General features: G+C 74.6%; 13 protein-coding genes. 1 reads left to right on the forward strand and 12 read right to left on the reverse strand.

Translation table 11 applies throughout. The features are described from left to right. Window positions 1-321: 321 nt before the first annotated feature. From ACIQRL_RS37855 to tsaB, 5 genes are all read right to left on the reverse strand, one after another. On the reverse strand, window positions 322-1,344 hold the full coding sequence (locus ACIQRL_RS37855; RefSeq protein WP_401340322.1) for a LacI family DNA-binding transcriptional regulator: 1,023 nt from the start codon (window positions 1,342-1,344) through the stop codon (window positions 322-324). A gap of 300 nt (window positions 1,345-1,644) precedes the next feature. Beyond that, the gene (locus tag ACIQRL_RS37860; RefSeq protein ID WP_401340324.1) at window positions 1,645-1,896 is read right to left on the reverse strand and encodes a hypothetical protein; all 252 of its coding nucleotides are present in this window, start codon (window positions 1,894-1,896) and stop codon (window positions 1,645-1,647) included. Beyond that, window positions 1,893-2,996 carry a tRNA (adenosine(37)-N6)-threonylcarbamoyltransferase complex transferase subunit TsaD gene (gene tsaD / locus ACIQRL_RS37865; RefSeq protein WP_401340326.1) on the reverse strand — a complete coding sequence of 368 codons (1,104 nt, stop codon included), beginning with the start codon at window positions 2,994-2,996 and terminating at the stop codon, window positions 1,893-1,895. The genes ACIQRL_RS37860 and tsaD overlap by 4 nt, the downstream gene beginning before the upstream one ends. Beyond that, on the reverse strand, window positions 2,989-3,462 hold the full coding sequence (rimI, locus tag ACIQRL_RS37870; protein ID WP_401340444.1) for a ribosomal protein S18-alanine N-acetyltransferase: 474 nt from the start codon (window positions 3,460-3,462) through the stop codon (window positions 2,989-2,991). The genes tsaD and rimI overlap by 8 nt, the downstream gene beginning before the upstream one ends. Before the next feature lie 17 nt (window positions 3,463-3,479). Next, window positions 3,480-4,133, reverse strand: coding sequence for a tRNA (adenosine(37)-N6)-threonylcarbamoyltransferase complex dimerization subunit type 1 TsaB (gene tsaB, locus ACIQRL_RS37875; RefSeq protein WP_401340328.1), 654 nt, complete (start codon window positions 4,131-4,133; stop codon window positions 3,480-3,482). A gap of 111 nt (window positions 4,134-4,244) precedes the next feature. Here tsaB and ACIQRL_RS37880 point away from each other — a divergent pair, with 111 nt between their 5' ends. Next, window positions 4,245-4,799, forward strand: coding sequence for a hypothetical protein (locus ACIQRL_RS37880; RefSeq protein ID WP_401340330.1), 555 nt, complete (start codon window positions 4,245-4,247; stop codon window positions 4,797-4,799). A gap of 201 nt (window positions 4,800-5,000) precedes the next feature. On the opposite strand, the gene ACIQRL_RS37885 is transcribed toward ACIQRL_RS37880, so the two are convergent. From ACIQRL_RS37885 to ACIQRL_RS37915, 7 genes are all read right to left on the reverse strand, one after another. Beyond that, window positions 5,001-5,189 carry a hypothetical protein gene (locus tag ACIQRL_RS37885; protein WP_401340332.1) on the reverse strand — a complete coding sequence of 63 codons (189 nt, stop codon included), beginning with the start codon at window positions 5,187-5,189 and terminating at the stop codon, window positions 5,001-5,003. 341 nt (window positions 5,190-5,530) lie between these two features. Beyond that, window positions 5,531-6,064 (reverse strand): tRNA (adenosine(37)-N6)-threonylcarbamoyltransferase complex ATPase subunit type 1 TsaE, encoded by a 534-nt coding sequence (gene tsaE / locus ACIQRL_RS37890; RefSeq protein ID WP_401340334.1) that lies wholly within the window; start codon window positions 6,062-6,064, stop codon window positions 5,531-5,533. After that, the gene (locus ACIQRL_RS37895; RefSeq protein WP_401340335.1) at window positions 6,030-7,265 is read right to left on the reverse strand and encodes an alpha/beta fold hydrolase; all 1,236 of its coding nucleotides are present in this window, start codon (window positions 7,263-7,265) and stop codon (window positions 6,030-6,032) included. Before ACIQRL_RS37895 ends, tsaE begins: the two co-directional genes overlap by 35 nt. A 150-nt stretch (window positions 7,266-7,415) precedes the next feature. Beyond that, window positions 7,416-8,588 (reverse strand): alanine racemase, encoded by a 1,173-nt coding sequence (gene alr / locus ACIQRL_RS37900; RefSeq protein WP_401340337.1) that lies wholly within the window; start codon window positions 8,586-8,588, stop codon window positions 7,416-7,418. A gap of 288 nt (window positions 8,589-8,876) precedes the next feature. Continuing rightward, a complete protein-coding gene (locus tag ACIQRL_RS37905; protein ID WP_401340339.1) occupies window positions 8,877-9,776 on the reverse strand; it encodes a L,D-transpeptidase family protein in 900 nt (299 codons plus the stop codon). Between the two features lie 154 nt (window positions 9,777-9,930). Continuing rightward, on the reverse strand, window positions 9,931-11,361 hold the full coding sequence (locus tag ACIQRL_RS37910) for an NAD(P)H-hydrate dehydratase (protein ID WP_401340342.1): 1,431 nt from the start codon (window positions 11,359-11,361) through the stop codon (window positions 9,931-9,933). 431 nt (window positions 11,362-11,792) lie between these two features. After that, complete coding sequence (locus ACIQRL_RS37915) at window positions 11,793-12,164, reverse strand: holo-ACP synthase (RefSeq protein WP_401340343.1); 372 nt, start codon at window positions 12,162-12,164, stop codon at window positions 11,793-11,795.

The raw sequence follows: 12,164 nt of genomic DNA on the forward strand, positions 1-12,164 counted from the left end.
AGGCGGTGCGGGGGACGTGGCCTGGCGTCAGCCGGTGCGGGGGCCGTGGCGCGGCGTCAGCCGGTGCGGGGGCCGTGGCGCGGCGTCAGGCAGTGCGGGGGGCCGTGGCGCGGCGTCAGCCGATGCAGGGACTGTGGCACGGCGTCAGGCGGTGCGGGGGCCGTGGCGCGGCGTCAGGCGGTGCGGGGGCCACACCCCCGGCGTCAGGCGGTGCGGGGGCCACACCCCCGGCGTCAGCCGATGCGGGGGCCACACCCCCGGCGTCAGCCGATGCAGGGACTGTGACGCGGCGTCAGGCGGTGCGCGGACCGTGGCGCGGCGTCAGGCGGTGCGCGGGGCGGTGCTGGACCTGAGGACCAGTTCGGTGGCCAGTTCGACCCTGGGGGACGCCGGCTCCTCCCCCAGGGCCAGCCGCAGCACCGTACGGGTCGCCAGTTTGCCCATGTCGGCGAGCGGCTGGCGGACGGTGGTCAGGGGCGGCGCCGACCACCGCACCTCGGGCAGGTCGTCGAACCCCACCACGCTCATGTCCTCCGGCACCCGCAGCCCGCGCCGCCGCAGCGCCTCGATGGCGCCCAGCGCCATCTGGTCGCTCGCCGCGAACAGTGCGGTGGGCGGTTCGGCCAGGTCGAGCAGCGTGTTGCAGCCCTCGAACCCCGCCGCGTGGTAGAAGTCCCCCGGCACGATCAGGCCGTCGTCGACACCGACTCCGGCGCCCTCCAGCGCGGCCCGGTACCCGTCCAGCCGCGCCCGCGAGCACAGCAGCCGAGGCGGTCCGGCGATGAAGCCGATCCGGCGATGGCCGAGGCCGAGCAGATGTTCCGTCGCGGCCATCCCGCCCGCCCAGTTGGTGGCGCCGACGGTCGGCACGTCCAGCGCGGGCGAACCGGCCGGGTCGACGACCACGAGCGGCACCCCGAGCCGCCGCAGCTCCTCGTGCAGCCGGGGTTCGAGGACCGAGGTCACCAGGATCACGCCGTCCGAGGCGCGGGCCCGCAGGTTGGTCATCCACTGACGGGCCGATCCGGAGGCGCCGTGGATCGCGGAGACGACGGTGCCCACTCCGGCCGCGTGCGCGACCTCCTCGACCCCGCGGATGATCTCCACGGCCCAGGGGCTGTCGAGGTCGTTGAAGACCAGGTCGATGAGGGCGGCCCGGTCGCCGGGCGCGGACGGCTTGCGCCGGTAGCCGTGATGGCGCAGCAGGTCCTCGACCCGGGCCCGCGTCTCCGGTGACACGTCGGAGCGGCCGTTGACGACGCGCGACACCGTGGGCACCGAGACCCCGGCCTCCCGGGCGATCTCCGTGATCGTGACCTTGTTCTTGATGCTCTCCCGGGCCACTGCGCCCACCTCCGTCGACGTGTCCAAGACGCCCCTACGGTTCCACACACCCGTACGAAACTTTGCAGGAGTCTTCCGGAAAACCCAGGTCGACGGGAAGCCCGGCCCGAAAACAGGGCGGCCGCAGGCCGGAGAATCGGCGGCCGAAGACCGGGGACACCGCGCCGGAAGACGGGCACGCAGCGCCATACCGCCGGGCACCGGCCGCCGTCAGCCGTCAGCCGTCCGTCAGGCCACCGATCGGGCTCCTGACCGGACTGCTGACCGGACCGCCGACCGAACCGTCGACCGGACCACCGGTCAGCCCACCGACTCGAAGCGCCACCTGTGCACCGCCCGGGTCACCAACTCCCTGTCCGGCTCGGGCAGTTCGGGCAGCTCCGCGTCGTAGTCCGCGTCCCACCAGGTGATGACGAGGACCCGGTCCTGGGGCGCCCGCAGGATCTCCCGCCGCACCGGGACGCCGGGGATCTCCTGCTCCCGCACCCAGGCGAGCAGTTCCTCGCCCCGGCCGGCGACGGCCCGGGCCTCCCACATCAGCGCGACGGTCACGGGTAGAGGTTCTCCTTCGCGACCTCGTGCACGTGATCGTGCGTGTGCGTATGCCCGCGCCCCGGCACATGCGGATCCGTCACCGGCAGCGAGGAGTCCGCCGACAGGTCCCAGTCGGAGGCGGCCCGGTTCCGGGCGACCATCTCGGCGCCCAGCGCGGCGACCATCGCGCCGTTGTCCGTGCACAGCTTGGGGCGCGGCACCCTGAGCCGGATCCCGGCGGCCTCGCAGCGCTCCTGGGCGAGCACGCGCAGCCGCGAGTTCGCGGCCACACCGCCGCCGATCATGAGGTGGTCGACGCCCTCGTCCTTGCACGCGCGGACGGCCTTGCGGGTGAGCACGTCCACCACGGCCTCCTGGAAGGACGCGGCCACGTCACGCACCGGCACGTCCTCCCCCGCCGCCCGCTTGGCCTCGATCCAGCGGGCCACGGCGGTCTTCAGACCGGAGAAGGAGAAGTCGTACGCCGGGTCGCGCGGACCCGTCAGACCGCGCGGGAACGTGATCGCCTTCGGGTCGCCCTCCTTCGCGTACCGGTCGATGACCGGGCCGCCCGGGAAGCCGAGGTTCAGCACGCGCGCGATCTTGTCGAAGGCCTCGCCGGCCGCGTCGTCGATGGTCGCGCCCAACGGCCGTACGTCGGAGGTGATGTCGGTGGACAGCAGCAGCGACGAGTGGCCGCCGGACACCAGGAGGGCCATCGTCGGCTCCGGCAGGGCGCCGTGCTCCAGCTGGTCCACACAGATGTGGGAGGCGAGGTGGTTGACGCCGTACAGCGGCTTGCCCAGCGCGTACGCGTACGCCTTCGCGGCCGAGACCCCGACGAGCAGCGCGCCGGCGAGCCCGGGTCCCGCGGTGACGGCGATGCCGTCCAGGTCCCCGGCCGACACCCCCGCGTCCTTCAGCGCCCGCTGGATGGTCGGGACCATCGCCTCCAGGTGCGCCCGGGACGCGACCTCGGGCACGACCCCGCCGAAGCGCGCGTGCTCGTCCACGCTCGACGCGATCGCGTCCGCGAGCAGGGTGGTACCGCGAACGATGCCGACACCGGTCTCGTCGCAGGAGGTCTCGATGCCGAGGACGAGAGGTTCGTCAGCCATGGGTCTCTGTTCCTTGTACGGAGGTCGATGGGTCGTGCAGCCGCATCACCAGGGCGTCGATGTTCCCCGGCTGGTAGTAGCCGCGCCGGAAACCGATGGCCTCGAAGCCGAAGCGCTCGTACAGCTTCTGCGCGCGGACGTTGTCCACGCGGCATTCGAGCATCACCTCGGCGCAGTCGAATTCGCTCGCGGCCCGCAGCAGTTCGGTGAGCAGCCGGCCGCCGAGGCCGGTGCCCCACTGGTCCTGCCGCACCGCGATGGTCTGCACGTCGCCCAGGTCTCCCGAGGCGGCGAGCCCGGCGTATCCGACGAGCCGGTCGCCGTCGCAGGCGACCAGATAGCGCCGGGTCGCCTGCGACCCGCGGGAGTGGGCCAGCTCGGACCAGAACATGCCCCGGGACCAGGCGTCCACGGGGAAGAGTTCCTTCTCCAGCTCCAGTACGGGATCGATGTCCCACCAGCGCATCTCGCGCAGCACGACGGTCACTTGGGGGTGACCACCTTGTAGTTCTTGGGCACCTGGGCGTCCGGGCGGCGCAGATACAGCGGCCGGGGCGGCTCCGGTTCCTCGCCGGCGGCCAGCCGCTCCGCGGCCAGGGACGCGAGCGCTGCGGCCGAGACGTACTCGGGCGCGCGGGCGTCCTCGAAGGTGTCGGGGTAGAGGAGGGCGCCCGCGCCGACGGCGGGCAGCACGGTGATCGTCCCGTCGATCTCGGCGGGGCGGTCCACGGCGGGCTCCGACAGCCGCGTGCGGCGGTCGGCGTAGCGCGCCCAGTAGACCTCCTTGCGCCGGGCGTCCGTGGCGACGACGAAGGGACCCTCCACGTCGGCCGCGTACGCGAGCCCGTCGAGGGTGCACACACCGTGCACGGGCACGCCGAGCGCGAGTCCGAAGGTGTCGGCGGTCATGAGGCCGACGCGCAGCCCCGTGTACGGGCCGGGGCCGATGCCCACGACGATGCCGGTGACGGCGTCCAGCTTGAGGCCTGCCTCGGTGAGCACCCGGTCGACGGCCGGCAGCAGCAGCTCCCCGTGCCGGCGCGCGTCCACCTGGCTCGACGAGGCGATGACGGACGTGCCGTCGTGCAGGGCGACGGTCACGGCGGGGGTGGCGGTATCCAGAGCGAGCAAGAGCACGCAAACAGCGTACGGCGCCGGAGCCTGACGCAAGGCCGTCCGGGACTCCCGTCCCTCGGCTGCTACCGTCAACAGCAAGGACGTACGAAGGTCGAGAGGTGGGCACACAAGGTGGCTAGGAGCAGCTCGGGAATCGTGGCCGGGCTCACCGTGGCAGCGGTCGCGGCCGTCGGCTTCCTCGCCTTCCAGGCATCCGCGAACGTTCCGGACACCCTGGGCAAACCGAGCAAAACCGTTTCGACCACGTCCACCACCCCCAAGGCACCTCACGCCAAGACGGACCCGGCCGCACTGCCGTCCCCGTCCGGCACCGGTGTGCGGGTCGTCTACTCGACCGGCGGCGACCGTGTCTGGCTGGTCGGCGCGGGCAACAAGGTGCGGCGCACCTTCAAGGTCACCCCCGGCACGGTCGACCCGGACGCCGGCACCTACGTCGTCACCTCGCGGACGGGCGCGGCCTCCGGGTCCGACGGGACGCAGATCGAGCACATCGTCCGGTTCACGCTGGTCAACGGCATCGCGGTCGGCTTCAGCGCCGCGGTGAGCGGCTCCACCGAGCCCCCGGACCCCGAGAAGAAGCTCGGCGGCATCCGTGCCTCGCGCGCCGACGGCGACGCGATGTGGGCGTTCGCGACCGTGGGCGCGAAGGTCGTCGTCGTCAAGTAGCGACGCCCGTCCGCGCTACGCCCGAGCGGCACCGCGTCGGCGTCAGACGGCCCCGCCGGGGAGCGCGTCGGCCTCTCAAGCAGCCTCGCGAAGGCGCGCGTCGGCGTCAGACGGCCCCGCCAGGGAGCGCGTCGGCCTCCCAGACAGCCTGACAGAGGCGCCCGTCGGCGTCAGGCGGCCCCGCCGGGGAGCGCGTCGGTCTCAGGCGGCCTTGCGGGGGCGCTCCGCGGCGCCCGGTTCGCCCTGGGGCGCGCGGGGCGGCCTGGACACCGCCTCGGCGGCGGCGCACGCCGCCAGCAGCTCCCGCATCGACACCCCGGCCATCGCGCGCGGCGCGGCCGGCACGTCACGTTCTGAAGCCGGCACTGCAGTCGACTCTGATGCCGACATGGACGCCTCCTCGGGCTTCGGGGGCCAGCGTGGTTAGGTAGACCTAACTACGTAGTGATGTCCATGTGACCACGGCCGGGACGCCGAACGCAATATTTTGCCGACGTCCTGTCGGAAACGTTGGCCGAATGTACGAGCGAGGACGCCCGCGCCGTGTACGAGCGAAGGCGCGCCGCGGTGCACGAGCGAGGACGCCCGCGCCGTGTACGAGCGAAGGCGCGCCGCGGTGCACGAGCGAGGACGCCCGCGCCGTGCGCGAGGGAAGGCGCCGCGCCAGGCACGAGGGAGGGCGCCCGCGCGGCGAAGACCCCGGTGGCCGCCGTCGGGCCGCGTGTACGGTCTCAGGCCGCGAGCACGGTCAGGTCGGCCGCGGCCCAGCGTTGCCCGAGTCCGGTGACCGTCACGTGCCGCACCTCGTCGGTGGTGTCCCCGACGGCCCGGTGGATGACGACGTGCAGCCGGTCGTCGGTCAGCTCCTCGACCTTGCCCTCGCCCCACTCGACGACGATCACCGAGTCGGAGAGCGAGACGTCGAGGTCGAGGTCCTCCATCTCGTCGAGCCCGCCGCCGAGGCGGTACGCGTCCACGTGCACGAGCGGCGGCCCGTCGCCGAGGGAGGGGTGCACACGGGCGATGACGAAGGTCGGCGAGGTGACCGCGCCGCGGACGCCGAGCCCCTCACCGAGTCCGCGGCTCAGCGTGGTCTTGCCCGCGCCCAGCTCGCCGTTCAGCATCACGAGGTCGCCCGCGCGCAGCAGTTTGGCCAGTCTGCGGCCCAACTCCTGCATCTGTTCGGGAGAGTTGACGGTGATCTGCGCGCCGACGCCGTCCTGGGCGGGCTCAGCCGGGTTGTGCGCTGCTGCTGGTGCTTCCATAGCCGCCAACGGTAGCCCCTGCGGGCACGGCTCCCGCGCGCATGAGGAGGTCGGCGAGGCGGTCTATGACGACCTCGGGATGCTCCAGCATGACCAGGTGTCCCGCGTCGGGGACGAGCACCAGCTCCGCGTCCGGCAGCAGGTCGGCGATGGCCTCGCTGTGCTCGCTCGGCGTCACCAGGTCCTTGACCCCGGCGAGCACGAGAACGGGCATCTCGGCGAAACGGGCCAGCGCGGCGGTCTTGTCGTGCTCGGTGAACGCCGGGTAGAACTCGGCGACCACGTCGATCGGCGTGCCCTCGATCATCCGCTCGGCGAACCGCTCGACGGCCGGATCGATGTCCCGGCTCGCGAACGAGTACCGCTTGATGACCCCGGCGAACAGGTCGGCCGTGGCCCGTCGTCCCCGCTCCACCAGGGCGGCCTGCTGCCCGAGCGCCTTCAGCACTCCGGGCAGGACGCGCCGCACGGCGGCGACGCCCGCGACGGGCAGCCCGAAGTTGACCTCGCCGAGCCGCCCCGACGACGTACCCACCAGGGCGACGGCGACGACCCGGTCGCGGATCAGCTCGGGGAACTGCTCGGCGAGCGCCATCACGGTCATACCGCCCATGGAGTGCCCGACGAGCACGATCGGGCCCTCGGGCACCGCCGCCTCGATGACGGCCAAAAGGTCGCGGCCGAGCTGGTCGATGGTGAGCGGCGTCCGGTCCTCCAGCTGGGCGACGCCCCGCCCGGACCGTCCGTGGCTGCGCTGGTCCCAGTGCACCGTGCGCACGACACCGCGCAGCGCGGCGCGCTGGAAGTGCCAGGAGTCCTGGTTGAGGCAGTAGCCATGACTGAAGACGACCGTGACGGGGGCCGGGGCCTTGCGGCCGAAGAGCCTGCGCCGGCGCGGGGCGAGCGAGGCTTCCGGCTCGGCCTCGTCGACCTCGTAGTAGAGCTCGGTGCCGTCGTCGGCGTACGCCTTGCCGGGCGTGCCGCGCAGCGAGCCGTACGGGCCGGTCGAGTCGAGGGCGAGGCGCGCCTTCTTGCGCATGCCGCGGCCCACCGTGAGCCGCTCGATCGCGACTCCGGCCGCGGCGCCCGCCGCGACCACGCCTATCGCGGCGCCGGCGACTCCGGCCCTGCGCCAGTTCCCGGCGGAGGCGGCGGCCGCCGAGGCCGCGCTCACGACGGCCTCCGCACTGCTCTCGCTCACGTCCCGCTCCTCTTCGCTCCGGCTGTCGGCCGTCCGTTGTCCGCTGTCGTGTCCGCTGTCGGTTCTGGCTGTGCGCGCCGGTGCGGCTCCCGCGCGCCGTGTGCCGCCCGCCGCTCGCCGGGCCCCGCGCGCCTGTTCGGCTAAAGGGTGTTACCCGTCTTGTTCCTCTTTCACATTCACGTAGACGCGGGGAACGCGGGTTCCGATGCGTGTGACGATTTCGTACGCGATCGTGCCCGCCGCGCGCGCCCAGTCCTCGGCGGTGGGCTCGCCGCCGTCGCCGGGCCCGAACAGGACCGCCCGGGCGCCGGGCTCCGGCTCGTCACCGCCGAGGTCGACGACGAACTGGTCCATGGCGACCCGGCCCGCGACCGTACGCCACTTGCCGCCGACCAGGACAGGGCCGGTGCCGGAGGCGTGCCGCGGGATGCCGTCCGCGTAGCCGACGGGGACGAGGCCGAGGGTGGTCTCGCCGGGGGTGACGTAGTGATGGCCGTAGCTCACGCCGTGGCCCGCCGGGGCGTGCTTCACGAGCGCGATCGACGCGCTCAGCGTCATCACCGGGCGCAGTCCGAAGTCGGCCGGGGTGCCGAGCTCCGGGCTCGGCGAGATCCCGTAGACGGCGATCCCGGTCCGTACGAGGTCGAAGTGGCTCTCGGGGAGGGTCAGCGTCGCGGGTGAGTTGGCGATGTGCCGCACCTCGGGGCGCACCCCCTGTGCCTCGGCGTACGCCACCATCTCGCGGAAGAGCGCGAGCTGGGCCTGGATCGAGGGGTGCCCCGGCTCGTCGGCGCAGGCGAAGTGCGACCAGAGCCCGGTGACCGTGATCAGCCCGCGCGCCTCGGCGCCCAGGGCCTCGGCGACGAGCTCCGGCCAGGCGGCTGGCTGGCAGCCGCCGCGGCCGAGGCCGGTGTCGGCCTTGAGCTGCACCCGGGCGGGCGTGCCGACGGTCTCGGCGGCCGCCACGGCCTCGCGCAGCGCCCACATCCCGCTGACCGACACGTCGACATCGGCCTCGATGGCCTCGGCCCAGGGGCCGCCCGGGGTCCAGAGCCAGCACATGACGCGCCCCGGCAGGCCGGCCGCCCGCAGGGCGAGCGCCTCCTCCGGGGTGGCCGTGCCGAGCCAGGTGGCGCCCGCCTCGCGCGCCGCGCGGGCGCACGGCACCGCGCCGTGGCCGTACGCGTCGGACTTGACCACGGCCATCACGGCCGCGGTCGGCGCATGGGCACGCAGGGTCCGCACGTTGGCTCGCAGGGCGGCCAGATCGATCTCGGCGCGGGCGCGCAGGGGTGCCGTCCGCGGGTGTGCTGTCTCTGTCATCGCGCCCCAGTCTCTCAGAGGCGCAGGCCAGCCCTCCGGCACCGGTCCCGGGAGGGGCCCGGTGCCGGTCCCGGCCCGTGCGAGGCCGGTCCCGGGACAGGCCCGGTGCCGGTCTCGGCCGGGGCGAGGCCGGTGCAGGTCCCGGCCGGTGCCAGGCCGGTCCCGGGACAGGCCCGGTGCCGGTCCCGGCCGGGGCGAGGCCCGTGCAGGTCCCGGCCGGTGCGACGGCTCAGGGTCCGTCCTGCCGACGGCACAGGGGCCTGTCCGGGCGAACGGACCGGACAGGTCCTAGCTGCCGGGCCTTCGGCCCCACACGTAGACGCGGTCGCGCGTCCTCAGCACCTTCCAGAGGGCGCGGGCGTCGGCGAGCCGCAGGTTGACGCAGCCCATCGAACCCGCGGCCGTGCGGATGCTGCCGTAGATGGCGTGGAAGGCCTGCCCGCCGCTGAAGAACTGGGCGTACGGCATGGGGGTGTTGTACAGGGTCGACCAGTGGAACCGGTGCCTCCAGTAGATCCTGAACCAGCCGGTCCGGGTGCGGTGCCCGACCCCGCCGCTGCGCATCGGCACCGGCCCGTACAGGATCCTGCCGCGCTGCTGCACCCAGGTGAGACTGTGGGTGAGATCCACGCAGGCGACCCGGTAGGAGCGCTCGGGGCAGCCGCGGGTGGCGTGCGGGGCGCTCCGCGCGGCCAGCGCCCGCATGCGGGCCCAGGTCACCGGACCGGCGATTCCGGTGACCGGCTCGATGCCGTGCTTCTTCTGGAAGGCGCGGATGGCCCGGCAGTCGGCCGCCGACTGCTTCCCGTCCACCCGCCGTCTCAGCCACCGCTCGACCTGCCGCTGGTACGGGCCCTTGCGCCCGTCGCAGGCCGCCGCCGGACGGGCACCGGCCTCTCCGAACGGCGCGTACGTCATCGGCACGCCGGCGCCCTCGGGGGCGTCGCGCGCGTTCTCTCCCGCGGTGTCCGCGGCGGTTTCCACGGCCGGTGGCGATACCGGGCGGCCCAGGATCGCTTCCTGCCAGGACGGATACGGTCCTTCCGCCGCACCGGGCCACCGCTCGCCGACGGGCCCGGAGGCGGGCACCGGCGGCGCGGACGCAACCGCCACCGTCCCCACGGGCACGGCCGCCACCACCGCCAGCAGCACCGCGATCCCCCGGCACACCCTTCGTCTGCTCATCATGCGAACAGCCATACGCAACAACGCGCCGCCCCCGGGTGAGCCGCGCGGAAAGGTCCCCCGATCTGGGCAACGCGTCCGGGGCACCCCGGCCGACACACCCCGACGGTGAGGGACAGCCCGGTGGACGCGTCGGGGGAGCCTGGGCGGGGTGTCGTCAGTCGAGGGTGTCGCGCCAGGCTTGTGGGATGGCGGCTGCCACGTCGTGGGCGCCGGCGGGGGCGCCGTCCGCGGCGAAGCGGCCGGCGAGCCCGTGCAGGTACGCGGCGACACTCCCCGCGTCGAGCGCGGACAGCCCCGCCGCCAGCAGCGACCCCGCCAGCCCCGACAGAACGTCCCCGCTCCCCGCGGTGGCCAGCCACGCCGTCCCCGTGGCGTTGACGCGCACCGCGCCGCCGGTGGGATCGGCGACCAGCGTCGTAGCCCCCTTGAGCAGCACGGTCGCCCCGTACAGCCCCGCGAGCTCCCGTACGGAGGCGAGCCGGGCCTCCTCCACCGCCTCCCGAGCGACCCCGAGCAGCGCGGCGGCCTCCCCGGCGTGCGGAGTCATCAGCGTCGGCGCGCTGCGGGCCCGTACGGCCCCCCGCTCGGCGAGCCGCAGCCCGTCCGCGTCCACCAGCACCGGCACGTCCGCGTCCAGCACCTCCCCGACCGCCGACGCGTCGTCCCCGGCCCCGGGGCCCACCACCCAGGCCTGAACCCGGCCCGCCTTCGACGGCCCCGTGTCGGACACCAGCGTCTCGGGAAAGCGCGCGATGACGGCGTGCGCGGCGGGCCCGACGTAGCGAACGGCCCCCGCCCCGCCCCGCAGCGCCCCGGACACGGCGAGCACCGCCGCTCCGGGGTAGCGGGCGGACCCGGCGGCGATCCCGACGACTCCGCGCCGGTACTTGTCGCTCTCCGCCCCCGGCATCGGCAGCCGGGCCGCGACGTCCGCGTGCTGGAGGGCCTCCAGATCGGCCGGATCGGGCAGGTCGAGCCCGATGTCGACGAGGCGTACGGAACCGGCGTACCCGCGCGCCGGATCGACGAGCAGCCCCGGCTTGTGGGTGCCGAAGGTGACGGTGAGGTCGGCGCGGACGGCGGCGCCGAGCACCTCTCCGGTGTCCGCCTCGACCCCGCTCGGGAGGTCGACGGCGACGACGGCGGCGCGGGACGCGTGCGCGAGTTCGGCGAGCCGCGCCGCATCCGGCCGCAGGCCGCCCTTGCCGCCGATCCCGACGATCCCGTCGACGACGAGATCGGCCCGCCGCACGAGCGGTTCGGCGGCACCGGGCGCGGCCGAGGTGCCGCCGGCCCGCAGCAGCGCCGCGAGTCCCCCCGCGTGGGTCCGTTCGGGGGCGAGCAGCACCGCGGTGACGCCGGCGCCGCGCCGGGCGAGGCGCGCCCCCGCGTACAGGGCGTCGCCGCCGTTGTCCCCGCTGCCGACCAGCAGCACCACCCGGCGGCCGTACACCCGCCCGAGCAGGTCCGCGCAGGCGGCGGCGAGCCCGGCGGCCGCCCGTTGCATCAGCGCCCCCTCGGGGAGCCGTGCCATCAGCTCCCGTTCGGCGGCCCTCACGGTCTCCACGCTGTACGCAGTACGCATGCAGCCGAGTCTCCCGCACCGGGACGCCCCGTGCGCCCCGTCCAGAACACCTACCAGCCCCCGGCCGCGCCCCGGCCGGGGGCGGGTGCAGCGGGACCGCCGAACCGGCCCCCTCGCCGGCGACCCCGGTCCCGGCGCGCGGCCGGACGGCCGCCTCGGGCCCCGGACCATGGGCCGGGGCCCTCGTGATGCCCGGACTCCAGTACGCCTGCAGCACCCTCCCGGACCGCCGGACCACCCTCGCTACCGGACCGAACAACCGTGGACCGGGTGATGCCCGTGTTCCAGGTACCGGGCAAGCTCTCGCGGCTGCCGTACCGCCTCGCCCACAACCGGTCCGGCCGAGCCGCCCCAGCCGCAGCGGGGGCCTCCCGGTTGCCGGATCGCCCCGCCCGGCCGGAGCGGTGCCTCCCGGTTGCCGCGCCGCCCGGCTACCCCTCCGCCACCACCACCGCCGAGGCCACCCCGGCATCGTGACTGAGCGACACATGCCAGGAGCGCACGCCCAGTTCGGCCGCGCAGGCCGCCACCGTGCCCTTCACGCGCAGCCTCGGCCGGCCGCTGCCCTCCACGTAGACCTCGGCGTCCGTCCAGTGCAGTCCCGCCGGGGCGCCCAGCGCCTTGGCGAGCGCCTCCTTCGCCGCGAAGCGGGCCGCCAGCGAGGCGATGCCCCGCCGTTCGCCGCTGGGCAGCAGCAACTCGCTCTCCACGAAGAGACGTTCGGCCAGCCCGGGCGTCCGTTCCAGCGACGCCCGGAACCGGTCGATCTCGGCCACGTCGATACCGACCCCGATGATGCTCAT

It is taken from the genome of Streptomyces sp. NPDC091209 (assembly GCF_044757755.1).
Taxonomy (GTDB): domain Bacteria; phylum Actinomycetota; class Actinomycetes; order Streptomycetales; family Streptomycetaceae; genus Streptomyces.